Here is a 22,953-nt window from a genome sequence, read left to right as displayed (position 1 = left end):
GCGCCTAGATGCACCCGGGTGCATCTAGGCGCAAAGAGAGAGGACGTCAGACGGCGACGTTCTCCTCGAGTTCCTCCTCGGTCTCGGGGTCGAGCTCGTCGCGCTCGTCCTGATGCGCCTGCTCGGCGTGGCGTCCGACGGGGCTGGACGCAGCTTCCTCGAGCTCACGGGCTCGCGCAACACGTCGCTGTTCGACCGCGCATCCGGCTGCGAGACAGAGCAACCCGACGACCAACCAACCGAACAGGATGGTGAGCGGACCGGCGATCGAGGCGTCCGGGAAGTAGATGATGCGACGCAGCGCCTCGACGAAGCCGGAGCCGATCCAGAAGTCGTGCAGCCAACCGAAGAAGCTCGGCTGCATGACGGGCGCGAACACGCCGCCGGACGAGGTGAAGTTGAGCGCGACGAAGATCGCCGAGTACAGCAGCGTCGCAAACCGTCCGACGATCGGGTGCAGGCCGACACCGACCGTCAGCACGCCGGCCGTGTAGAGCAGTGACAGCGCCCATGTTGCGAGCACGTGCCCACCGAACATGTCGTAACCCCACGCCGCGATCGCGAGTTCGATCGTCGAGATGACGACGGCGGCGCCGGCGGCGAGGGCGATGCGCTGGGCGAACGGGCGGCTCGCAGCCGCCGCGCCGATGGCGATCGACGTGGCGTAGGCGGCAACCGTCAGGGCGACGAGGAAGAAGAAGCCGTTCTGGCCGGCGGGGTCGTCCTCGGTGAGGGGCGCGACGTCCTTGACGGTCAGCGCATCGTGCTGCTTCTCCGCGACGGGGCGGAACATCTTCTCGACGACGGACTTCGTCGTGTCGGACGCGCCACCGGCGGTGAGCAGTTCGGCCTTGCCGTCACCGGGGACGTAGGCCGCGGAGATCTTCAGGTGCTTCAGCTGATCCGTGGCCTGCTCGGGCGTCGCGATCGTGCGAACGTCCGCCTCGTCGCCGAACGCGTCCTGCACCTTGGCCGCCAGCGGGCCGGCCTGCTGAGCCTGACCGACGACGGCGACGGGCACGTGGTGGGGCGACGGCTTGTGGAAACCACCGAGGTAGGCGGCGCACATGATGAGGCCCATGAGGATCGGAACGATGACGTGCGACAAGACCGTCCTCATCGGGGCCTGCGCGGTTGGCGGATGCGCGGTGGACATCTCTTCCCTTCGTTTAGTTAGGTTATCTATGTTTAATGGTACACCTGACTGCGAGGTGTGCGCGAGCTGTGGGGCCGGCGTCACGTCGGATCGTTCCGAGGGCCTACCCGGTCAACCCGTTCTGCGTTTTCGCCGATCGCGGCCTGAGCCATCCGCGACAATGGCACGGTGACTGCGCACTTCGAATCCGTGGACGACGTCCGCGACCGCCTCGCCGAGGCCGGCTACCTCGCGAGCGACGCCATCGCGACGACCGTCTTCCTCGCCGATGCCCTCGGCAAGCCCCTGCTCGTCGAGGGGCCGGCCGGCGTCGGCAAGACCGAGCTGGCGAAGGCGGTGGCGGCGGCATTGTCCGGCGCGACGGGCACAGACGCCGACCTCGTGAGGCTGCAGTGCTATGAGGGCATCGACGAGGCCCGCGCCCTCTATGAGTGGAACCACGCCAAGCAGCTCCTGCGCATCACCGCCAACACCGCTCTGGCACAGGCGTCTTCGTCGGGCGCGGCCGCGTCCACATCGACCACGAACAGCGCCGCGGACGCTCAGCCGGACGCCTCCAGCCCCGCCGGCTCGCCATCGGGCGGCGCCGCCCACGACTGGGACGAGCTTGCCACCGACATCTTCACCGACGACTTCCTCCTGACGCGTCCGCTGCTGCGCGCCATCCGCAACACGCAGCCGACGGTGCTTCTCATCGACGAACTCGACAAGGCCGACGTCGAGGTCGAGGGCCTCCTGCTCGAGGTGCTGAGCGACTTTCAGGTGACGGTGCCCGAACTCGGCACGATCAGTGCGACGCAGCGACCGTTCGTCGTGCTGACGTCGAACGCCGCCCGCGACCTGTCGGAGGCGCTGCGTCGACGCTGCCTGTTCCTGCACATCGACTACCCGACGCCGGCGCTCGAGCAGCGCATCGTCGAACTCAAGGTGCCGGGTCTCGACGCGGCGCTCGTCGAATCCGTCGTGCGACTCGTGCACCGACTGCGCCAGATGCCACTGCGCAAGGCACCGAGCGTCGCCGAGACCGTCGACTGGGCGCGCACCCTCATCGCCCTCGGAGCCGACGGCACGGGCGATCTCGACGCGACGGTGCTGCGCGCCAACCTCGGCGTGCTGCTCAAGCACCAGGACGACATCGAACGCGCCTCCACGCTGCTCAAGCTCGATGCCTGACGACGCCGTCATCCCCGCCGGCGCGGGTGCGCCGGGCGCCGGGCGGCGAGCTGCGCACTCGGACACCGCGGGCTACGGACCGCGCGCGTCCGTGACGTCATCCGCCGGCCCGGGCATCGCGTCTGCGGGCGTGCTGCAGCGTCGACTCGTGTCGTTGGCGAACGCGTTGCGGCGCCACGGCGTCGTCGTCGGCACGAGCGACGTCATCGACGCGGGGCGCATCGTCACCGCTCTCGGGCTCGACGATCGCGAGCGTCTGCGCGAGGGTCTCGCGTCGGCGTTCATGCGACGCGGCGAGCAGCGGCGCGTGTTCGACGAGTTGTTCGACCTCTACTTTCCCGCCGCCCTGGGCGCGCGCACCCGCCTGACGGACCTCGAAGAGGACGGCGCCGCAGACAAATCCGGTGCTCACCCCGACGGCGAGCCCGAACCCGACTCGCTCGACGCACTCGACGACTTCGACCCCCTGACGGCGGACGCCGCGGCCCTGCGCGAGCGCGCCAGGGCGCTGCAGGAGATCCTCGCGCAGGCTCTCGCCGCTCAGGACGAGCGGGCGTTGAACGCCCTCGCAGCCACCGTCGTCACGGAGTTCGGCGTGCTGCGGCGCGAGGGTGAGAACGGGTTCAGCGCGAACCAGGCGATCGAGCAGTTCCAGCCGAACCTCGCCATCGCGCGCGCATCCGAGCTCATGCAGCAGGGCCCAGAAGCCGGCGGTTCTGACGGCGGCACGGCCGGTGGCAGCTCGGGCGGCGGGGGTGGTGGTAGCGGTCAGGCGATGGGTGCCGATCAAGGGTGGCAGCCGGAGCGCTTCACGCAGCGGCTCGATCGTGACGACGCCCGCGAGCGCGTCGCCGCGTTCCGGCGCCGTGTCGAGACCGAGACGCGGCGACGCAACGCGGAGATCCGTGGTGTCGAACGGCTGGCGGAGCACGCCGTCACGACGCCGCTCGAGCGTCGCGCATTCAGCCAGACGTATGCCGTCGATGCCGCGGAGATGCGGCGCGTCGTCGACCCTCTCGCCCGCAAGCTCGCAGCGCGGATGACGGCCAAGCGGCGCCGCGCGTCACATGGGCGCATCGACATCCGGCGGACGCTGCGGGCGTCGATGTCGACGGGCGGCGTACCGATCGAGCCGGTGTTCACGCATCACGCGCCGAACCGTGCGGAGCTCGTCATCCTCGCCGACATGTCGAGTTCGGTCGCCGGGTTCAGCCGGTTCACGATCCTGCTCATGCAGGCGATGCAGGCGCAGTTCGCGCGCGTGCGCGTCTTCGGGTTCGTCAACACCGTCGACGAGCTGACCGCGGTCGTCAAGGAGGTCGGGCGCGACGGCGACCTCGTCGAAGCGCTCAAGGGCAACCGGCGCATGACGCGCGGGCACCGCAACAGCGACTACGGCCAGACGTTCGCCGACTTCGTCGAACACCACCTCGACGCGGTGACGCCGCGTGCCACCGTCCTCATCCTCGGCGACGCGCGCACGAACAACACCGACCCGCGCTACGACGCGCTGCGCACCATCGCGCAGCAGGCGAGGCACGCGATGTGGCTCAACCCGGAAGCCGAATCACAGTGGGGCCAGGGCGATTCCGTCGCACACCGATACGCCGCCATCGTCGACATGCACGAGGTACGCACCATCACCGATCTGCGGGAGTTCGTCGCCCGAGCCTTGTGACACCCGTGCCCCTCGAGTGCCGCCACGCCGACGACGTGCCATTACCTGCACGAGAAATGTGCAGCTGCCCCAGGATTGTTCAGCACATTCCTGGGGCAGCTGCACAGAAGTCGGGCAGCTGACGACGCACCATCAGCACCCTCGGCCACGACCTACTCGATGAAGCCCTCGCTCTTCAACCACTCCTCGGCGACCTTGCCGGGATCTTTGCCCTCGACGTCGACGCGGGCGTTGAGATCGATGAGGGTGTCGTTGTCGAGCTTCTTCACGACCGGTTCGAGGATCTGCGCGATCTGCGGATACGTGTCGTAGATCGTCGTCTTGACCACGGGCGAGACGTTGTAGTTGGGGAAGAAGTGCTTGCTGTCGCTCATGACGTCGAGGTGGAGACTCTTGATCCGCCCGTCCGTCGTGAAGACCTCACCCAAGTTGCAGACCTTCTGGTCGATCGCCGAGTAGATGGCGCCGGTGTCCATCTTGCGGATGTTGCCGGTCGGCACGTCCTTGCCGTACGTCATCCCGTACGCCTTGAGCATGGGTTGGAAGCCGTCGTTGCGGTTCGCGAACTCCGACTCGATGCAGAACGTGCGCTCGCCGACAGGCACCTTCTTGAGATCCGACAGATCCTTGAGCCCGTACTTCTTCGCGAAGTCCTGACGCATGCCCAGGCTGTACGTGTTGTTCATGGGCGCAGGTTCCAGCCAGGTGAACCCGTTCTTGGCGTCCTCCGCCTTCACGGCCTCGTACTGCTTGCGCGAATCAGCGATGGGGTCGGTCTTGCCCATGTAGGTGATCCACGCCGTGCCCGTGTACTCCATGATGAGCTGCACCTGCCCCGTCAGCTGCGCCTGGCGCGAGGCCGCAGAACCGGGGATGGCGGTGAAGTCTTTCACCTTCGCGCCGCCCGACTGCAGCATGATGACGGCGATCTTGCCGAGGATCTGCTGCTCGGTGAAGTCCTTGGAACCGACCGCGATGTCGAGCCCGTCGAGCTTCTTCACCGAGGCCAGGGGGCCCGCGAGCTTGGCACTCGTCGTCAGCCCGCCCGAGGTGCCGAGGCCGCAGGAACTCAGCGTCACGGCCGTCGTGACGGCGACGACGGCGCCCGTCGCTCGCCTCATTCGCTGGCGTGTCATCCGATCACATTCCCTTCGGCGTGAGCAGGGCTTCGAGCAGGCGCCCGGCCCATTCGAACGCGAGGGCGAGCAGCGCGATGAGGATGCCGCCGCTGACGAGCACGGGGTAGCGGAACAGCTTGATGCCGGTCGTGATGAGCTCGCCCAGGCCACCGGCGTTGATGAAGGCCGCGAACGAGGCCGTGCCCGCGACGAGCACGAGCGCGGTGCGCACGCCGGCCATGATGATGGGCGCAGCCAGGGGCATCTCGATGCGCAGGAGCGTCGCCATCTGGCTCATGCCCATGCCGCGTGCGGCTTCGACGAGCGTCTGGTCGACCTGCTGCAACCCCACCATGGTGTTGCGCAGCACCGGCAGGAACGCGTAGATCGCGAGCGCCAGCACCGCCGTCCAGAAGTCGAACGCGATCCACATCGCGAGCAGCACGATGAGGCCGATGACGGGCGTCGCCTGTCCCGCGTTCGCGATGGCGATGACGGGGCCGGAGAATCGCCGGAATCTCGGACGCGTCAGCAGCACTCCCAGCGGGATGGCGGTGACGAGCACCACGACGGCAGCGGCCGCCGTCACCTTGAGGTGTTGCCAGAACAGGGTGCCGAGCAGGCTCCACTCGAGCTGGCGGGCCTCGATGTCGTCGAGGTCGGCGTTGAGGCGCCAGATCACCCAGCCACCGCCGACGAGCAGGATGAGGATGGGCAGGCCGACGATCATGCCGAACCGCTCACGCCCCAGGCGCTTCCTCATCGCTGCTCCCCCTCGTCGGCCTGAGCGTCGAAGTCCGTGGTCGAGGAGGTGTTGGCGACGACCGTCGAGCTCGCGTCAGCCTCTCCGTCGACGCGTTCGCTGAGTGCGGCCGCCTGCTCCTGCACCTGACGGATGTGCTCCATCACCTGCTGGAACGACGCGACGCCGCGGTACTCGCCGCGCCCGCCGGTGACGACGACGGCGCCGTGGCTCGAGGTGAGCATCGCGTCGAGGGCGTCGTTGAGGGTGGCACGCGAGTCGACGGTGATGAGGTTGACCCCACGGTTCTCGACCCGGGTGCCGCGCATCCGCTCGACGTTGATGAAGTCGACCGGGCGTCCGCGTTCGTCGAGCACGACGACGTTGGGGGAACCGCCACGCTGGGCGGCCTCGCGCGCCTCGGACGCGTCGGCTCCGACGGTGACGGTACCCAGCTGCGTCGCGCCGATCTCGTCGAGGCGTGTCAGCTGCAGCGACTTCAGCGCCGAACCCGAGCCGACGAAGTCCTCGACGAACTCGTTGGCCGGCGCCGCGAGGATGTTCTCGGGGGTGTCGTACTGCTCGATCCGCCCGCCCTCGGAGAGGATGAGGATGCGGTCGCCCAGCTTCAGTGCCTCGTCGATGTCGTGCGTGACGCAGATGATCGTCTTGCTCAGCTGGCGCTGGATGCTGAGCATCTCGTCCTGCAACCGCTGCCGGGTGATCGGGTCGACGGCGCCGAACGGCTCGTCCATGAGGATGACGGGTGGGTCGGCCGCCAGGCCACGGGCCACGCCGACGCGCTGCTGCTGCCCGCCCGACAGCTCGCGGGGGTAGCGGTCGCGGTAGCGCGCAGGGTCGAGACCGACCATGTCGAGCAGTTCGTCCGTGCGCGCGGCGATGCGCTTCTTGTCCCACTTGAGCAGCCCCGGCACGACGCCCACGTTGTCGGCGACGGTGAGGTGCGGGAACAGCGAGCCACCCTGGATGACGTAGCCGATCTTGCGGCGCAGGTCGTCGACCTTGTGGTTCTTGACGTCGTCACCGTCGATCGTGATGCGACCACTCGTCGGGTTGATGAGCCGGTTGATCATCTTGAGCGACGTCGTCTTGCCGCAGCCGGAGGGGCCGACGAACATGACCATCTCGCCGGCGGGGACGGTAAGGCTGAGGCCGCCGACGGCCGCCTTCGCCTGGCCCGGGTACTTCTTGACGACGTCGTCGAAGACGATCTCGGCGCCCGTGACGTCATGGCTGGCGGGCTGCTCGTTGACGGTCTCGGTGACGGGAGCGTCGTGGTCGGTGCGGAACAGATCAGGCACGGATACCCCTGGGAATCGTCAGTCGGCCGATGCCGACGAGAATGAGGTCGAGCACGAGGGCGAGGATGACGATGCCGATCGTGCCGACGAGGGCGAAGTTGATGGCGTTGACGCCACCGTTCTGAGACAGGCCGGTGAAGATGTAGCCGCCGAGACCTGGGCCGAGGGCGTAGGCGGCGATGGCCGCGACGCCGAACGACATCTGCGTCGAGGTGCGCACCCCCGCGAGGATGACGGGCCACGCGAGTGGCAGACGCACCTTGAGCAGCGTCGCCACCTTGCTCATGCCCATGCCGCGCGCGGACTCGAGCAGGTTTGCGTCGACAGCCTGCAGACCGACGACGGCGTTGCGCAGGATCGGTAGGACGGCGTAGAAGGTGACGGCGATGACCGACGGCACCGCACCGATGCCGACGAGCGGCAGCAGGATGCCGAGCAGCGCGAACGACGGCAACGTCAGGCCGATCGCCGAGAAGATGTTCGCGAAGCTCTCGAGCTTCTTGTTGCGGATGACGATGACGGCCAGGACGAGCGCGATGATCGTCGCGAGCAGCACGGATTGCACGACGAGCGACGTGTGCTGGTAGCTGCGGTAGGCGATGTCCTCCCACCGGTCGGCGATGAAATCCCACACAGGCCTCACCCTCCCTTCCTTGACGGTGACGCAGGGCGTCCTCGGCCGCCGTCATGGGCTGGAGAAGCCACGCCCAGGCGGGCTGGATCGCCCGGATCACGCGGGCTGCAGTTCGCTTCAGCCTATGGGTTACCTCGGAAACACGAGCCGTTCGACGGCGTTGTCAGGGTTGGACCGCGCCTCTTGACGCCGCCTCGACGCGTCGCCGTCCCGTGTGCTGACGGCGAATGCGGCGCGCAGGTAACGAATGGCTCACGATGCGCTGAATACGGCGAATCACCGTGTCGCCGGCGCGATCGGGCGGCGACACGGCTGTGCCTCGGCGCTGACCGATCGCTGCCTCTTCGACCCGTTCCGGCGCTGGCGGCTTCGCGTTGACGGGTCCACGCCGTGTCACGAGACTGGGCGCCATGACTGTTCTCCCCGCCGGTGACCTTCCGTGGCAGACCTACCGCGACGTGCGGCTGCGGGCGTTGTCGACGAACCCAGAGGCTTTCGGGTCGACGTTCGCCCGTGAGAGAGAGTTCAGCGAGCAGGTCTGGGCCCAGCGCGCGATGAGCCCCGGCACGTACCTGTGGGTGCCGGACGCGGGTGAGCCGGAGGCGTCGAGTCAGGTCGCGCCGCGCGCCGACGGGCTGATCGGCCTACGACCGGGCCAGATCTACTTCGACGACCCAGCCGTCGTCGGCGCACTGGGGTACGGGGCACTCGAGATCGCGTTCCTCGTGCAGATGTGGGTGGAGCCGGCGCGCCGCGGCACCGGCGTGTTCGACGCGCTCGTCGACGCCGTCATCAGCGATGCGCGCGAGCAAGGGCTGCGCGCCATCGGGCTGCACGCCTACCGCGCCAACGAGCGCGCGGCTGCGGCGTACCGGCGTCGCGGGTTCCGGCTCGTCGAGAACCCGACAGCCGAGTGCCCGGCCGACGAGGCCGAGTACCTGCTCCCTCTATGACCCGCTGGAATCCTCCGGCCCCCAGCGGCCGCGCCCGTCCCATCCGCGATTCTTGGTTACTTCTGCGATGCAGGGAGCGGGGGCTCAGAAGAACCAGCCCTCCGGCAGCGGCTCGCCGTCGGGGCGCGCGCCGTGGGCGTGGCCGTCGAGCGACGGGATGCCTGACGCCTCCATCGCCGCGACGTCAACGTAGTGCTCCCGCCCGAACGCGAGCGGGAAGACCTCGTCAGGCATCTCGAGGATGCCGCGCGCGTCCGACTGCGAGGCGTGCGCTGCGAGCGCCGCGCGCTTGTTCTCGAGCCAGGGCGTGACGTCGACGTAGAACGAGATCTCGCGCTCGGGCAGGCCGAGCGGGTTGCCGTCGTCCATGGGCTGATCGGGGTTGAACCCCTCCCCCTCGGGGTAGACGCCCGCCTCGACGGCCTTGCGATACATGACGCGCATGCGATCGCGGTTCATCGTCGATTCGAAAAGCCTCGGCGTCTCGCGCGTCAGCTCGAGCGCCCGGTGCATCACCGGGTGCACCTTGACGTGGTCGGGGTGGCCGTACCCGCCATGCCAGTCGTAACCGACGACGACGTCGGGGGCCTCTTCGTCGAGGATGTCGGCGAGCCGCTGGCCCGCTTCGGTGAGGTCGGCGCCGTGGAACGCCTTCTCGCCGGCGTTCTGCTCCCACCCCGTCATGCCGGAGTCGGCGTAGTCGAGCCACGCGACGCGCGCCGTGCCGAGCACCTGCGCCGACCCGGCGGCCTCGGTGCGTCGTCGATCGACGACGCTCTCGCCGGGCGCGAGGTCGTCGGGGGCATCCCCGTGATCACCGTTGGTCGCATACACGACGACGACACGATGTCCCTCGGAAACGGCTCGCGCCATCGCCCCCGAGGTCTGGCTCGCTTCGTCATCAGGGTGGGCGTGGAAGAAGAGAATCGTCGACACGCCCCATAGTTTCCGCCATCCGGCGGCATCAACCGCAATCGTGACCGGCGCGCGAGGACGATCTGTGGCCGCGGCGACCCGCGATCCCGGCCTGCGTGCACTCCACGAGTCGGCGCTGCGACGATCGAGGGCGTGCCTACCGGGCGGCCGTCTGCGTCACGTGACCAGCCACCGCACCCGCCGGGAACACGCCGGAGCCCCCCGGCTCGTGCGCCGGGGGGCTCTCGCGTCGAGGACGAGGCTCGTCAGAGGGAGCGTGCGCGGCGACGCAGCTGCATCGCGCGGATGATCTCGACGATGCCGGTGACGAGCAGGAACACACCCGCGATCCAGACGAGGGTCGCCATGGACGAGATGGGCGAGGCGACGAGCACGATGCCCGCGAGAATGCCGATGACGCTGGAGACGATGACCCACCCGCGGCCCTGGCCCTTCGTCGAAAGGCCGCGGGCGAGCATCGTCATCGAGTTCATGATCCAGCCGATGCCGATCCACAGCCCGAGCAGAGTGACGGAGTGCGTCTCGCTGCGGAAGCAGAGCAGACCGAGCACGACCGACAACGCGGACACGAGCAAGGATGCAGCGCGCACGAACCCCGGCATCGGCACCGCCAACCCGACGAACAGCCCCATGAGGCCGCTCAGCAGCAGGAAGACGCCGAACAGTACACCGATGACGACGGTGGTCGGCCCCGGCCAGATCAGGGCGATCAGACCGACGATGATGCTCACAGCGCCGACGCCAGCGATCGCCTTCCACGCGTGCGAGGCGAGACGATGCAGCGGTGTCTCGACGATGGTGCCTTCGAGGCTCATAGTAACTCCTTCGCGACGGGTGGGTCACGAGAAAGCGCTCGGTGTGTGCCTCCCGCCCCACATCCCGATTGTCCCACAAGCTCATGGGCGAACCCTGGAAGCAGGACATGCCCTACAGACTCACCCGGCCCAGGCCATAGCTCGCGGCCGAGCTGTCACTGCAGGACTTTCTCGATCACCTCACGCAAGTAGGGCGCCGTCGCGCTGTTGTCGTCTGCCGCGACGTCGGCCGGCGACCCCGCGACGACGACGCGGCCGCCGTCCTTGCCCGCGCCCGGCCCCATATCGATGACGTGGTCGGCCTGCGCGACCATGCGCATGTCGAGCTCGGCCATGACGACGGTGTTGCCCGCGTCGGTGAGGCCCTGCAGGTGGCGCATGAGGCGGTCGCTGTCAGCCGGGTGCAGGCCGGCCGTCGGCTCGTCGAGGACGTAGAGCGTGTCTCCGCGCGAGGCGCGCTGCAGTTCGGAGGCTAGCTTGACGCGCTGCGCCTCACCACCGGACAGCTCGGTGGCGGGCTGCCCCAGCCGCAGGTAGCCGAGGCCGACGTCGCGCAGCACCGCGAGGCTGTGATGGATCGAGTCTTCACCGTCGAAGAACGCGTGCGCCTCGTCGACGCTCATCGCGAGCACGTCGGCGACGGAGCGTTCGTGCCACGTCACCTCGAGCGTGCTCGCCTCGTACCGCGTGCCGTGGCAGTCGGGGCACGGCGTGTAGATGCTCGGCAGGAACAGCAGCTCGACCATGACGCTGCCCTCCCCCTCGCACGTCGGGCAACGACCGCCGGGCACGTTGAACGAGAATCGACCCGCCGTGTAGCCGCGGCGCTTCGCCTCGTCGGTCGCCGCGTAGAGCTTGCGGACGTGGTCGAACAGGCCCGTGTAGGTGGCCACGTTCGAGCGCGGCGTGCGTCCGATCGGTTTCTGGTCGATGACGACGACGCGGCGCACGCCCGGGGGCGCCTCGGTGACGCGTCCGCGAATGTCATCGACGTCGTCGCCGAGCAGCAGATCGGTCTCGGGGTCACCCGTCAGCTCGGGTTCGGGAGCGCCGCCGCTGCCGAGGTGCTCGCGCAGCAGCGCAGGCACCGCCTGGCTGACGAGGCTCGACTTGCCCGAGCCGGAGATACCCGTGACAGCGCTCAGGCATCCGACGGGGAAGCTGACGTCGAGGCCCTGCAGGTTGTTGCGCGTCACGTCCGCGAACGCCAGCCAGCCTTGCGGCTCGCGGGGCGAGCGCCGCGAAGAGGCGCCGGGGGCGTCGTCGTCGCGGGGAAACAGGTAGCGGCGGGTCTCGGACTCGGCGACGTCAGCGAGCCCGGACGGCGTGCCGCTGTAGAGCACTCGGCCGCCCTGCTCCCCGGCTCCGGGGCCGATGTCGACGAGCCAGTCGGCTTCGTGGATGACGGTGAGCGAGTGCTCGACGACGAACACGCTGTTGCCGCGCTCCTTCAGCCCGTGCAGGATGCCGATGAGCGCGTCGAGGTCGCGCGGGTGCAGCCCGGCAGACGGCTCGTCCAGCACGTAGACGACACCGAACAGCTTCGACGACAGCTGCGTTGCGAGGCGCAGGCGCTGACGTTCGCCGCCGGAGAGCGTCGGCGTCGTGCGATCGAGCGAGAGGTAGCCCAGGCCGAGGTCGATCATCGGTTGCAGGCGCGTGACGAGGTCGGCTGCGAGACGTTGCGCTGCCGCGCGCTTCTCGACCGAAAGATTTGGCGTGCGCCGCACGTCGGGCGCGGCATCGTGCGATGCTCCGCCACCTGCCACGCGAGCCTGCGTCGACGCTTCCCGAGCTTCGGCGTCGTGCACGTGATCGTCCTGGTGCGCGGCCTCGGCCGGGCTCCAGTCGTCAGCGGTGACGGCGCGCGCGATCTCGGCGAGGCGCTCGAGCGGCAGGTGCGAGAAGGCGGCGATGTCGAGCCCCTCGAACGTCACGGACAGCGCTTCGGGCTTGATCTTGGCGCCGTGGCAGGTGCCGCACAGCTCGCTCGTCAGGTAGCGCGAGGCGCGCTTCTTCGTCGTGGCGCTCTTGGCGTTGGCGAAGGTGTCGAGCACGTAGCGTCGCGCTCCGATGAAGGTGCCCTGATAGCTCGGCTCCATGCCCTGCTTCTGCGCACGCCTCGTCTGCTTCGGCGTCAGGCCCGCGTACACGCCGACGCTGGGGCGCTCCTCGGTGAACAGGATCCAGTCGCGATCCTTCTTCGGTAGGTCCTTCCAGGGCGTGTCGACGTCGTAGCCGAGCGCGACGAGGATGTCGCGCTGGTTCTGCCCCGCCCACGCGACGGGCCAGGACGCGACGGCGCGCTCGCGGATCGTCAGCGACGGATCCGGCACCATGCTCTTCTCGGTGACCTCGTAGACACGGCCGATGCCGTGGCACGTCGGGCAGGCCCCTTGGACGGTGTTCGACGAGAAATCCTCGGCGTAGAGCATCGCCTGCCCCGGCGGATACCACCCGGCGCGCGAGTAGAGCATGCGCACAAGGCTCGACAATGTCGTCACCGTCGCGACATCGGAGCGCGCGCCGCCCCCACCGCGCTGTTGCTGCAGTGCGACGGCCGGCGGCAGGCCTTCGACGACGTCGACGTCCGGCACGCCCGCCTGATCGATGAGGCGCCGCGCGTACGGCGCGACGGATTCGAGGTAGCGCCGCTGCGACTCGGCGAACAACGTGCCGAACGCCAGCGACGACTTGCCCGAACCGGACACACCGGTGAACACGACGATCGAATCGCGCGGCAGGTCGAGCGCCACGTCCTTGAGGTTGTTCTGCCGCGCGCCGCGGACGACGACGCCGTCACGCCACGCGCTCGGCTCCGCCTGGTCGAGTGTTGATGCCTGCTCCTCATTCACGCCTGCGACGTTACCCGCCGGCGGCGACAACCCCGGAGTTCCGCGGAATCTCGAGACGCCGACACCCGGTTGTCGGAGGTCGGTGCCAGACTGCGAGCTTGACCGACATCACACCCTGCATCTGGCTCGACGACACGGCGGAACCGGCCGCCGAGCTCTAGCTCTCCTTGTTCCCGAACTCGCGGCGCGTCGACACCGTCCGCCATCCCGACGACCCGAAAACCCTGGGCCCAACGCCTCTCGCGCCGGGCGGGTGATGCTCGAGCAGGTCGAGCTCGACGTCCATCCGTTCACCCTGCTCAACGGCGGCCCGGTCTTTCCACAGACGGAGGCCTCAGCTTCCAGGTTTCCTGCGCCGGACAGGACGAGGTTGATCACTACTGGAACGGCCTGGCGGCAAACGGTGGCTCCGAGAGCCCGTGCGGCTGGTGAAAGGATTCGTTCGGCGTCAGTTGGCAGATCATTCCGCGCCGTTTCACCGAGTTGATGCAGTCGCCCGACCCCGCCGTCGTCACACGCGTCTCACAAGCGATGTTCTCGATGACGAAACTGGTCGTCGCCGACCTCGAAATGGCGGCGCCGGCTGAGCGGGGCAGGCACGACGAAGGCCCTCACCGCGGTGAGGGCCTTCGCTCGAGAGACTTGGATCCCCCGACCGCCTGGTGCTCTGGGGTCATCAGGTTGCCGGGGGCTTCACCCATTGTTACCCAGGACTTAACCTCGCGACAGTCTTGGGGGCGAAATTTCTGCGAAATGTGAGCGGTGAGACACCGGCCAGGGCCGTGGGGAGGGGGAGGTGGCCCTAGCCGGTGTCGTGGGCGAGCGGTCGTCCATCCGCTCGCGATTCGCGCCGACGACGAGGAGATGGACGTCGATCGGTCACGAGGTTCCTGCGATCCGGCGTGGTGGCGCCCCGGTGCGCGCCGAACACCACGAACGTCGCGCGGCGTGTGGGGCGCTCACCTCGGCGTCACGATCTGCGTGACTCACCGGTGCAGGAGGTCTGTGGGGTCGGCGGGGTCGGGCCCCGTCAGGAGGCGACGATCTTGCCGTTGCGGATGACGTAGGCGGCGCGGCGGTCGAGTTCGAGACTCGTCGCGGCGTTCGTCGTCGACGTCACGGTGCTCGCGTGCCGGACGCCCGTCGCGACGCCCGCGGCGGAGGCGTCGGCGGCGCTCAGTGTGCCGATGCCCATGACGGCGACGGCGGAGCTGACGGCGATGCCGCGTCCGAGCGACTTGAGGGAGCCGAAGATCGAGGTGGACTGTTGGCTGGTGTGCTTCGTGGTGTTCATGACGTTCACTCAACGCCCGGTGTCTATGGGCTTTCTGTGACGCTCTTGTGGCGTACCTACGGGCGTCGCAGACCGCCCGCGACTCAGCCATGGCCTACGACGCGCGCACGATTCGACCACGATCATCGGGCAGGAGATAGGCGTCCCCGCGACTCGGAGGGCGAATCAGGCAGAACGGAGAGCGCAGGCCCATGGCGGCAGAGCAGAGGCGCAGCGTCACCGGGCGCACGCGGGCCAGTCGCCCGGCCTCATGGACCGTCCAACGCTCAGCCCTGCTCCGGGGAAGCAGGGCGATCGGCCCCGCCGCCTCAGCGCTCGACCCCACGAAGGCCTCCCGAGACAGCCGGCAGCCCTCGACCGTCATGAACCACGTAGGCTCGCCCTCGTGAAGAGCGAATTTGCCACCATCGCCGCCGGCGTCGTCATGCTCGTGTTCGGGCTCGCTCTCGTCGCGGCGCTGGGCAAGGGCATCGCAGGGGCGATTCGTCGTCGCAGCTGGCCCGTCGTCGACGGTCATGTGCGTCTCGGCACCGGCAAGGACGGGCGCGAGAACTCGCTCGCACGCATCCGCTACACCGCGCCCGACGGCAGCCGTCAGCTCCTCGAGACCCCGACGGGTGGCATGAGCACGAACGGCCGCGACGGCCAGACGCTGCCGCTGCTCGTCGACCCGCACGACCCGGCGCACGCCGTGCCGAAGGCGTCGGGCGGCACCCTCGCGACGTTGGGGTGCTTCGCCGCGATCAGCCTCTTCTTCGCCGTGTTCGGCGCGTTCGCCATCATCACCGTCCTCACCTGATGACGGGCACGCAGGCGCCCCCGGCCACCTCGCCAGCGGACGACCAGCTACGCGCGACGCGCCTGTTCCTGCTCGCCGCAGGTCTGTTCGTCTTCCTCACCGCCGAGATGTACCCCGTCGGCGCGATGCCCGACATGACGCGCGACCTCGGCGAGAGCGACGCCGCCGTCGGACGCCTCGTGACCTGGTACGCGGTCGGTGTCGGCGTCGCCGCCATCCCGCTCGTCATGCTGACGCGACGCCTGCCGCGCCGCCGCGTCATCGTCGCGTGCCTGCTCGCCCTGTTCGTCTCGATGGCGATGGCGGCGCTCGCGCCGAACCTGCTCGTCGTGACGATCGCGCGCTTCATCGGCGCCGCCGCGCATGGCGCGATCTTCGCGGTCGTGCCCATGGCCGCGGTGAGTCTCGCGCGCCGGGGCGCCGAGGCAAAATCAGTCGCGAGCGCCTTTCTCGGCGCGAGTGTCGGCGTCGTCGCGGGGCCGCCGTTCGTCGCCGCCGTCAGCGACCATCTGGGGTGGCGCGTCGCGAGCGGCATCATCGCGGCCATCGCGCTCGGCGTCGCGATCGCGAGCCAGCTGAAGCTGCCGCCCCTCGAACCGGAGGCGCCCGGCGAGTTCTCGCTGCGCCTGCCGCGCGCCATGGCGGGGCCGTTCTTCACATTGTGCGCCGTCGTCGCGGTCGTCGTGACGGCGCACAACGCGGCGTGGGCGTTCATCGCGCCGATCCTGGCGGCGAAGGGCATCTCGGGCACCGCGTTCGCCGTCGAACTGTTCGTCTACGGCGTTGCCGGCGCGCTGACCACGGCGTACGCGAGCCGACACCTCGACGCGCATCCGACGCGCGTCACGATGCTCGCCCTCGGCTGCATGGTCGTCGCGCTGCTCGCGCTGACGTTCTCGCCTGCCGCCGCGGTCGCCGCCTTCGCCGCAGCTGCCTGGGGTGGTGCGTTCGGTGTGCTGCCGGTCGCGTTCCAGACGCGTGCGCTGTCGATGACGCCGGGTTTCACGGACGCGTCGACGCCGATCTACGTCGTCGCGTTCCAGGTCGGCATCAGCCTCGGCGCGCTCGTCGGCAGCGCGCTCATCACGCACGTCGACGCGACGACGCTGCCGCTGTTCGCCGCCATCGTGACGGCGCTCGCCGCATCAGCCCTCGCGCAACAACATCGCCCGGAATCGAGTCGTCCCTGACGCGTTTTCGGGCAAAGAGCTTTGCCATGCACGGCCGCGCAGGAGGTCAGGACCAATGGCCCCCTCGGGCGCCCACCGTTCGGAGGCCGAACCCCCTAGGCTTGAGGGTGGCAAGTTTCGCGCGACCGCGCGAAACGACGGGGCGCGCTGCGCCCACACTTCGGGAGATGCGATGCGAGACAACACCGGCCTCGGCCTCGGCTACCGATTCGCCTGGCGCCTCGAGTACATCGGCGTCTCGTGCTTCGGCCCGGCCCAGCACATGCCTGCGACCGACCCGAAGCGACGCCTGCGCCGCGAGCGCGCCGCCCGCGTCATCGCCGCGCACGAGGCGCGCGGCACCGAGGCGCCCGAGTGGGTGCGCCAGATCGTCGAGACCGGCGGGGACGCCCCCGTCAAGCAGCGTCGCGCCGGCAACGCACCGGCGGCCTGAGCTCACCCCGACGAGGTTGTCGGTGCCGGATGCAAGACTGCCGGCATGTTCTCCTTCGAGAGTCTCGAGCTCCCTGTGATCGCCGCGCCGATGGCGGGCGGCCCTTCGACGAGTCGGCTCGTCATCGACTCATCGCGCGCCGGCGGGTGGGGCATGCTCGCCGGCGGCAACAAGAACGTCGACGCGTTGGCCGACGAGGTCCGTGACATTCAGGACGCGGGCGTCGCTGCCGGCGTCAACCTCTTCATCGCGGGGCCGCAGAGCACGGATGCCGCGGCCCTCGCGTCGCTGCGCGCGAAGATGCAGCCCGTGGCCGAGCGTTTCGACGTCGAGCTCGGTGAGCCGACGTGGGACGACGACGACTATGCCGCGAAGGTCGCGTGGCTCGTCGCGCATCCTGTCGACGTCGTGACGTTCACGTTCGGGCTGCCGTCCGACGCCGACGTCACCGCGTTGCATGCGGCGGGTTCCTCGCTGGGGGCCACCGTCACGTGCCTCGACGATGCGCGCACCGCCGTCGCACGGGGGATGGATTTCCTCGTCGTCCAGGGCCCTGACGCTGGCGGTCATCGCAGCACGTTCGACCTGCACGCCGACCCCGACGAGGCACCCCTGCCCGATCTGCTCGAACAGATCCGCGCGGCCGTCGACGTGCCGCTGCTCGCGGCCGGCGGCATCGCGACGCCCGACGACACCGTCGCGGCGCTCGGCATGGGCGCCGTTGCGGTGCAGGCGGGTACGGCGTTCCTGCGCTCGTCGTCGGCAGGTTCGTCGGCGACGCATCGTGCGGCGCTCGCCTCGGACGACTTCACCGATACGGGTCTGACGCGCGCCTTCTCGGGGCGGTTCGCGCGCGGTCTCGTCAACGAGTTCATGTCGATGTTCGACGGCGTCGAGAACGTCGCGCCGTCGGCCTACCCGGAGGTCAACCGGATGCTCGCACCGCTGCGTCGCGCCGCCGCCGAGGCGGGCGACCCGCAGTGGACGCACCTGTGGGCCGGGGCCGGGTGGCGTCGCACGGCGTCCGCGATGCCGGGGCGCATGATCGACGGTGACGCGGGCCGCATCACACGCTGGCTCGCGGGCCGCGAGGGCTGACGCGCCGTCAGATCTCGCGGACGACGCGCGCGGGGTTGCCGACGGCGACGACGTTCGCGGGCAGGTCCTTCGTCACGATCGAGCCGGCACCGACGACGGTGTTCGCGCCGATCGTCACCTCGGCGACGTCGAGGCACACGAAGCCGAAGTTCGCGAACGTGCGCGCCCCGATCGTCGTGCGGTAGCCGTAGTCGACCTGCAGCGGCGGTCGGATCTCGCTGTCGTCCCCGAAGGCTCCGAACAGTTCGCGCAGCAGGGCGCGTCGCTCGTCGTGCGCCGTCGGGTCCATCGTGTTGATGCGATGCGTGAGGAGCTACGCGCGATCCGATTCGGCGGCGAGCTGCGGATCGTCGGCGAGGTACAGGTCGCCGGCCAGCATGCGTTCGCGCATGGAGCGCTCGTCGGGGTGCGAGTTCGTCACGGCCTCGACGCTAGCGGACGGCGGCGCGGAGTAGACCTCGGCTCGGTTGGGGCTCGCGTTCCTCTCGGTAGATCTTCAGGACGGCCGCGGTCGCGGGCCAGGCATTGATCAGGTGCAGATCACCACCGTCATCCCGATAGGCGATGACGGTCAAGACCCGGCCCGCCGACGGGGAGTACCCGATGAACCGGGTAGAACTACTCACGCCACGGGCCCGTCTGAGTGCTGTACTGACGACGGCCGCAGCCGGCGGCCCTCGATGACAGGGGTGACAGGCATCATGACGTTCTTCCGCGCAGGGTTCTTCCGCACAATCGGCGTCAGCGTCGTTCTCGCCGCGGGGCTCACAGCCGTTTCGGCGTGCAATCCGATCGACGAGAAGGTTTGCTCGAGCGGCTCCTACCCCGTCAAGGACAAGGGAGACGGGCCCGGGCAGACGTGCGTCAAAAGCGGCGATCCGATCCCGTCCGGATACACGACCTACGCACCCGGGCAGACGCCGACGACGCCGTGAACTGCGCGGCTCGGCGATCCGTGCCGTGCTGAGACAGCATCCGGGCCGCCCGTGATCGCCACACTCCGTCATCGCGCCTGCGAGCCCCCGTCGCTTGCAGACATGGAACGACCGCACCCGATCAGAGAAGGTGGCAACCTTTGGGTGCGGTCGTTCGGCGTGTGCGGTACGGATCAGCTCGTGGCGGCCACCCCCTCCCCCGTCAGGTCGCGGCGGCCGAGGCCGTCCGACGCCTTCGCCGTGGCGTAGAACGACGCTGCAAGGGTGGCGACGAGCAGCAGACCGGCGCTGAAGAGACCGCCGTCCATGACGGGCCCCTCGATCTCGTGGCCGGCGGCCTGCGCCCGCGCAGAGCCGTTGAGGAACGGCACGATCGCGAGCACGCCGATGCCGAGGACGACCTCCGTCAGCACGACGCGCGGAAACGTCACGAGGACGTACGCGAACACGTTGCTGAGGCGCCCCGCCCGCTGCGCGCGGGCGATCTTCGGCATGAGGACGAGCTGGTTGTACGCCCCGGCGGCGACGAGACCGACGACGAGGACGATCTTCGCGAGCAGGAAGCGCCCGAACGGCGTCGTCACGAACTGCTCCCACGCCCCGACCTCGCGGTACGTCAGCCACACCCCGGAGACGAGCACCATGCCGACGGCAACGAGCGCGAGCACGCCGAACCGCGCCCAGATTCGTGCCCACACGTCACCGGCGCTGACGTCGAGATGGCGTCGCGTGCGAGCCAGCAGCGCGAGCGCGATGAGCCCGCCGACCCAGAGCGAGCCCCCGATGATGTGCGCCTGAATGAGCATCTTGGCGACGACGTCGCCGAACTCGACGGCCTTCGTCGGGATCGACGGCACCAGCGAGGCGGCGACCGTCAGCCCTGCGGCGGCGACGGCGGCGGCGTGCGACCAGCGCGGCATCCGGCCGAACAGCATCGGCAGCAGGACGAGCGCCGCAAGCACGATGCAGACGTTGGCGACGGTCACGAGCGCACCGGTCGAGATCCACTCGCCGGCCTTGGCGGGCTTCGTCAGGTAATCGGCGACGGCCGACGGGCGCAGCGCGTCGGCGTACGCCATCCCCTTGCCGGCCCGCGCGACGCGGGCCGCGAGCTGGAACCAGGCGACGACGAGCAGGACGATCGTGCCGACGGCTGCGAGACGCAGCGCACGACGCGTCAGGAGCGCCGCGTCATCGGGGTTCACCGTCGTGTCGCGTCGGACGGCGGGCCGGACGACACTCAGGTACGTCCAGAGGCCGCCGATGGCGCAGGCCAGGCCCATGAAATAGGCGAACTTAGTGAGGATCCGCCACACCGGCGGGATGACATCGGGGAGGGCCGTAGCCGTGACAACCATGCTCATAGTGAGGTGAGCCTAACCTTACTTAGAATGCTGGTGTCGATTTGGCCCACATGAAATGACGAAAATCCGTCCGGCGGTCCGTCATCGCTCCTGCCGCGACATCCCCGAAGCGCACCAGGACGCACGAATGGGGCGCCCGCCGGCGATCACCGCAACCGATGCGCCGCGGACGTCACCTCATCCGTCAGCCGCGCGAGCGCGCGAGTCTCGAGGCGCCAGCACTGCCAGAACAGGGGCACGTCGAGGTCGCCGACGCCCGGCACGCGCCTGAGGTGATCGTCCTCGTCCGCGAGCCCCTCCGGCACCATGCCCCATCCGAGGCCGGCCCGCACCGCCGCGGCGAAACCCTCGGCGGACGGGACGACGTGCTCGACGCGCGGCTCGAGGCCGACATCGGCGAGGATGCGACGCTGCAGGTCGTCGCGGTCGTTGAAGCGCAGCGTCGGCAGCTCGGCGAGGCGCCCCGAACAGCGCTCCCACAGGTCGCGACGCACGAGCGGTACGTAGCGCATGACGCCCAGCTCACTGACCGAACATCCTTGCACCGCAGCAGAACTCGCCGTCACCGCACCCAGGACGGCACCCTCGCGCAGCAGCCGCGCCGAGTGATCCTGATCCTCGACGAAGACCCGCAGCCGCGCGTCACCCCACTCGGCCACCGTGGTGAGCACCTCGACGAACCATGTCGCGAGCGAGTCGGCGTTGACGGCGACCGGCAGGTCGACGACGGCACCCGGCAGCGTCCGACCCGGCGCCGCCGAACCGAGCGCGCGCTGCAACTCGGCGTCGACGAGAGCTCGCTGCCGCGCTCCGCGCAGCAGGACCTCCCCGACGGCGGTGGCGCGCACGGGCGAGGTGCGCACGAGGACGACCTGCCCGACTGCCTGTTCGAGCGCCTTGATGCGCTGCGAGATCGCCGACGGCGACACCCGCAGCGCGGCCGACGCCCCGTCGAACGTCCCCTCGTCGACGCAGGCCAGGAGCGCCTCGAGCCACTCGCCACGCAGTTTCATGGGGCCACCCTAGTGAAGCAGCACTGAAGTACCCACAGTTTCATGAACTGTCCTTCATCCACGCACACCCCTAACGTCACTGCCATGACGCACCTGCTCACCGGCTTCCTCACCGGCCTCGGCCTCATCGTCGCCATCGGATCGCAGAACGCCTTCGTCCTGCGTCAGGGGTTGCTGCGTCACCACGTCGGGCTCGTCGTCGTCATCTGCGCGCTCGGCGACATCGTCCTCGAACTCGCCGGTGTGCTCGGCATGGGTGCCGTCGTCTCCGCGCATCCGGACGCGCTGCGCGTGATCAAGTGGCTGGGTGCGGCCTATCTCGTCTGGTTCGGGCTCAACTCGTTCAAGAACGCGCGCCACGCGAGCAGCCTCAGCCCAGCCGACGCGCCCCCGATGAGCCGGCGTGCGGCCGCCGCCACCGTCGCGGGCCTGACGTTCCTGAACCCGCATGTCTATCTCGACACGGTCGTCATGCTCGGTACCGTCGCGAACTCCCATGGCGCGCACGGGCGTTGGTGGTTCTACGTCGGGTCGATCAGCGCGAGCGTGCTGTGGTTCGTCGCGCTCGGGCTCGGCGCGCGTCTGCTGACGCCCCTCGTCCGCAACGCCCGCACCTGGCAGGTCATCGACACGGTCGTCGGCGTCATGATGTTCGTCTTCGCCGCACTGCTCGTGACGCCGTCCTGACCGCCCCACCGCGCCGCACGAGCGTCCGAAGGCGCCGTACTGTAGCCCGGCGCGTAGAGATCGCGGCAAGATGCGAGCACCGGACTAGGTAGAAACCCGTTCATCTGTCACGCTGGTGCCGTGACTTTCTCTGTGTGGTTCGATGGCGACGAAACCCTGTGGGACAGGCGGGGCCACATGCTCACCGGCCTCCTCGACGAACCCTCCCACGTCGACGACGCCACGCGCGCGCCCGAGCTGTTCCCCGACGTCCTGCCCGCCATGGTCGACCTGGCAGAGCGCGGCAGCGTCAACCTCATCGACTACGCACCCATGCCCGCCGGCCATGAGCACGTCCTGCCCCCGTTCGCCGCCCACGTCGACGCGCCCGGAGCACCGTCGGACCTGCCGCCCGAGCTGCACGACACCGAAGCCGACCTCAACTGGCTCGCCACGTTCGAGCGCATCGACGCCGTCATCGCCGAGAGCGGCTCCACCCCCGACGACGTCGTGCTCATCAGCAACACCGTCGGACCCTTCGCGAAGGCGGCCGAGCGCGGCTGGCTGACGGTGTGGCTCAACCGCGACCGCGTCGCCAACCTCTCGGAGACGATGCCCAGCGCCGAGATCCACTCGCTGCTCGACCTGCCCGAGGCCCTCGACGCCATCGATGAGGCCCGCGCCATCATCGCGGGGCTCATGCCGAGCAGCGAGGCGACCCTCGCGACGGCGCTCGACGGGGTCACCCCCGCCTGAGGCGACGGGGCACAAGGACACCA

At 69.3% G+C, this 22,953-nt stretch carries 22 protein-coding genes and 1 pseudogene; 11 read left to right on the top strand and 12 right to left on the bottom strand.

Annotation, left to right across the window (positions count from 1 at the left end):
* Positions 1–46: 46 nt before the first annotated feature.
* A complete protein-coding gene (locus tag AC1RS9_RS05470; RefSeq protein ID WP_131941831.1) occupies positions 47–1,108 on the bottom strand; it encodes a hypothetical protein in 1,062 nt (353 codons plus the stop codon).
* Between the two features lie 216 nt (positions 1,109–1,324).
* Here AC1RS9_RS05470 and AC1RS9_RS05465 point away from each other — a divergent pair, with 216 nt between their 5' ends.
* Together AC1RS9_RS05465 and AC1RS9_RS05460 are read left to right on the top strand one after the other, a co-directional pair.
* Entirely contained in the window at positions 1,325–2,329 is a 1,005-nt protein-coding gene (locus AC1RS9_RS05465; RefSeq protein ID WP_006945167.1) for an AAA family ATPase, read from the top strand.
* Entirely contained in the window at positions 2,322–4,007 is a 1,686-nt protein-coding gene (locus AC1RS9_RS05460) for a VWA domain-containing protein (RefSeq protein ID WP_492920737.1), read from the top strand. The genes AC1RS9_RS05465 and AC1RS9_RS05460 overlap by 8 nt, the downstream gene beginning before the upstream one ends.
* A 152-nt stretch (positions 4,008–4,159) precedes the next feature.
* Here AC1RS9_RS05460 and AC1RS9_RS05455 read toward each other — a convergent pair whose 3' ends face one another.
* From AC1RS9_RS05455 to AC1RS9_RS05440, 4 genes are read right to left on the bottom strand one after another with little or no spacing between them, the layout of a single operon-like run.
* Positions 4,160–5,143 carry a glycine betaine ABC transporter substrate-binding protein gene (locus AC1RS9_RS05455; RefSeq protein WP_038569779.1) on the bottom strand — a complete coding sequence of 328 codons (984 nt, stop codon included), beginning with the start codon at positions 5,141–5,143 and terminating at the stop codon, positions 4,160–4,162.
* A gap of 4 nt (positions 5,144–5,147) precedes the next feature.
* Positions 5,148–5,888 (bottom strand): ABC transporter permease, encoded by a 741-nt coding sequence (locus tag AC1RS9_RS05450; protein ID WP_492920735.1) that lies wholly within the window; start codon positions 5,886–5,888, stop codon positions 5,148–5,150.
* On the bottom strand, positions 5,885–7,189 hold the full coding sequence (locus AC1RS9_RS05445; protein WP_006945041.1) for an ABC transporter ATP-binding protein: 1,305 nt from the start codon (positions 7,187–7,189) through the stop codon (positions 5,885–5,887). The genes AC1RS9_RS05450 and AC1RS9_RS05445 overlap by 4 nt, the downstream gene beginning before the upstream one ends.
* Entirely contained in the window at positions 7,182–7,823 is a 642-nt protein-coding gene (locus AC1RS9_RS05440; protein ID WP_038569784.1) for an ABC transporter permease, read from the bottom strand. Before AC1RS9_RS05440 ends, AC1RS9_RS05445 begins: the two co-directional genes overlap by 8 nt.
* Before the next feature lie 410 nt (positions 7,824–8,233).
* Between AC1RS9_RS05440 and AC1RS9_RS05435 the strand changes: the two genes are divergently transcribed.
* Positions 8,234–8,776, top strand: a complete 543-nt coding sequence (locus AC1RS9_RS05435; RefSeq protein ID WP_492920733.1) for a GNAT family N-acetyltransferase — start codon at positions 8,234–8,236, stop codon at positions 8,774–8,776.
* Positions 8,777–8,860: 84 nt separating this feature from the next.
* On the opposite strand, the gene AC1RS9_RS05430 is transcribed toward AC1RS9_RS05435, so the two are convergent.
* From AC1RS9_RS05430 to AC1RS9_RS05420, 3 genes are all read right to left on the bottom strand, one after another.
* Entirely contained in the window at positions 8,861–9,712 is an 852-nt protein-coding gene (locus AC1RS9_RS05430; protein WP_115296842.1) for a PIG-L deacetylase family protein, read from the bottom strand.
* 245 nt (positions 9,713–9,957) lie between these two features.
* Positions 9,958–10,527 carry an HdeD family acid-resistance protein gene (locus AC1RS9_RS05425; RefSeq protein WP_115296841.1) on the bottom strand — a complete coding sequence of 190 codons (570 nt, stop codon included), beginning with the start codon at positions 10,525–10,527 and terminating at the stop codon, positions 9,958–9,960.
* 155 nt (positions 10,528–10,682) lie between these two features.
* On the bottom strand, positions 10,683–13,382 hold the full coding sequence (locus tag AC1RS9_RS05420) for an excinuclease ABC subunit UvrA (protein ID WP_492920731.1): 2,700 nt from the start codon (positions 13,380–13,382) through the stop codon (positions 10,683–10,685).
* A 204-nt stretch (positions 13,383–13,586) separates the two neighbouring features.
* Here AC1RS9_RS05420 and AC1RS9_RS05415 point away from each other — a divergent pair, with 204 nt between their 5' ends.
* Entirely contained in the window at positions 13,587–13,814 is a 228-nt protein-coding gene (locus AC1RS9_RS05415; protein WP_492920789.1) for a VOC family protein, read from the top strand.
* A gap of 598 nt (positions 13,815–14,412) precedes the next feature.
* Here the strand turns inward: AC1RS9_RS05415 and AC1RS9_RS05410 are convergent.
* Complete coding sequence (locus tag AC1RS9_RS05410; RefSeq protein ID WP_074040470.1) at positions 14,413–14,676, bottom strand: hypothetical protein; 264 nt, start codon at positions 14,674–14,676, stop codon at positions 14,413–14,415.
* Between the two features lie 385 nt (positions 14,677–15,061).
* Between AC1RS9_RS05410 and AC1RS9_RS05405 the strand changes: the two genes are divergently transcribed.
* The 4 genes from AC1RS9_RS05405 (at position 15,062) to AC1RS9_RS05390 (ending at position 18,196) form a co-directional block, all read left to right on the top strand.
* Positions 15,062–15,475, top strand: a complete 414-nt coding sequence (locus AC1RS9_RS05405) for a DUF3592 domain-containing protein (protein ID WP_492920728.1) — start codon at positions 15,062–15,064, stop codon at positions 15,473–15,475.
* The gene (locus AC1RS9_RS05400; RefSeq protein WP_492920726.1) at positions 15,475–16,665 is read left to right on the top strand and encodes an MFS transporter; all 1,191 of its coding nucleotides are present in this window, start codon (positions 15,475–15,477) and stop codon (positions 16,663–16,665) included. Before AC1RS9_RS05405 ends, AC1RS9_RS05400 begins: the two co-directional genes overlap by 1 nt.
* A gap of 172 nt (positions 16,666–16,837) precedes the next feature.
* On the top strand, positions 16,838–17,098 hold the full coding sequence (locus AC1RS9_RS05395) for a hypothetical protein (RefSeq protein WP_038569802.1): 261 nt from the start codon (positions 16,838–16,840) through the stop codon (positions 17,096–17,098).
* 45 nt (positions 17,099–17,143) lie between these two features.
* Positions 17,144–18,196: an NAD(P)H-dependent flavin oxidoreductase gene (locus AC1RS9_RS05390; RefSeq protein WP_074040474.1), complete on the top strand. Its 1,053-nt coding sequence runs from the start codon at positions 17,144–17,146 to the stop codon at positions 18,194–18,196.
* A gap of 7 nt (positions 18,197–18,203) precedes the next feature.
* On the opposite strand, the pseudogene AC1RS9_RS05385 reads toward AC1RS9_RS05390, so the two are convergent.
* A pseudogene (locus AC1RS9_RS05385) lies at positions 18,204–18,575 on the bottom strand (maltose acetyltransferase domain-containing protein).
* A gap of 322 nt (positions 18,576–18,897) precedes the next feature.
* On the opposite strand from AC1RS9_RS05385, the gene AC1RS9_RS05380 reads away from it, so the two are divergent.
* Complete coding sequence (locus AC1RS9_RS05380) at positions 18,898–19,131, top strand: hypothetical protein (protein WP_143181244.1); 234 nt, start codon at positions 18,898–18,900, stop codon at positions 19,129–19,131.
* Between the two features lie 173 nt (positions 19,132–19,304).
* On the opposite strand, the gene AC1RS9_RS05375 is transcribed toward AC1RS9_RS05380, so the two are convergent.
* Together AC1RS9_RS05375 and AC1RS9_RS05370 are read right to left on the bottom strand one after the other, a co-directional pair.
* Positions 19,305–20,495 carry a copper resistance D family protein gene (locus AC1RS9_RS05375; protein WP_492920723.1) on the bottom strand — a complete coding sequence of 397 codons (1,191 nt, stop codon included), beginning with the start codon at positions 20,493–20,495 and terminating at the stop codon, positions 19,305–19,307.
* Between the two features lie 146 nt (positions 20,496–20,641).
* On the bottom strand, positions 20,642–21,508 hold the full coding sequence (locus AC1RS9_RS05370) for an ArgP/LysG family DNA-binding transcriptional regulator (protein WP_074046079.1): 867 nt from the start codon (positions 21,506–21,508) through the stop codon (positions 20,642–20,644).
* 84 nt (positions 21,509–21,592) lie between these two features.
* On the opposite strand from AC1RS9_RS05370, the gene AC1RS9_RS05365 reads away from it, so the two are divergent.
* Both AC1RS9_RS05365 and AC1RS9_RS05360 read left to right on the top strand, forming a co-directional pair.
* A complete protein-coding gene (locus AC1RS9_RS05365) occupies positions 21,593–22,195 on the top strand; it encodes a LysE/ArgO family amino acid transporter (RefSeq protein ID WP_492920721.1) in 603 nt (200 codons plus the stop codon).
* 120 nt (positions 22,196–22,315) lie between these two features.
* Positions 22,316–22,930: an HAD family hydrolase gene (locus AC1RS9_RS05360; protein WP_492920719.1), complete on the top strand. Its 615-nt coding sequence runs from the start codon at positions 22,316–22,318 to the stop codon at positions 22,928–22,930.
* The last annotated feature ends 23 nt before the right edge of the window (positions 22,931–22,953 follow it).

It is taken from the genome of Dermacoccus sp. MPR-E5, from assembly GCF_058809565.1.
The sequence above is the reverse complement of the archived record's forward strand: the minus strand, read 5'-3'. Positions and strand labels throughout refer to the sequence as shown.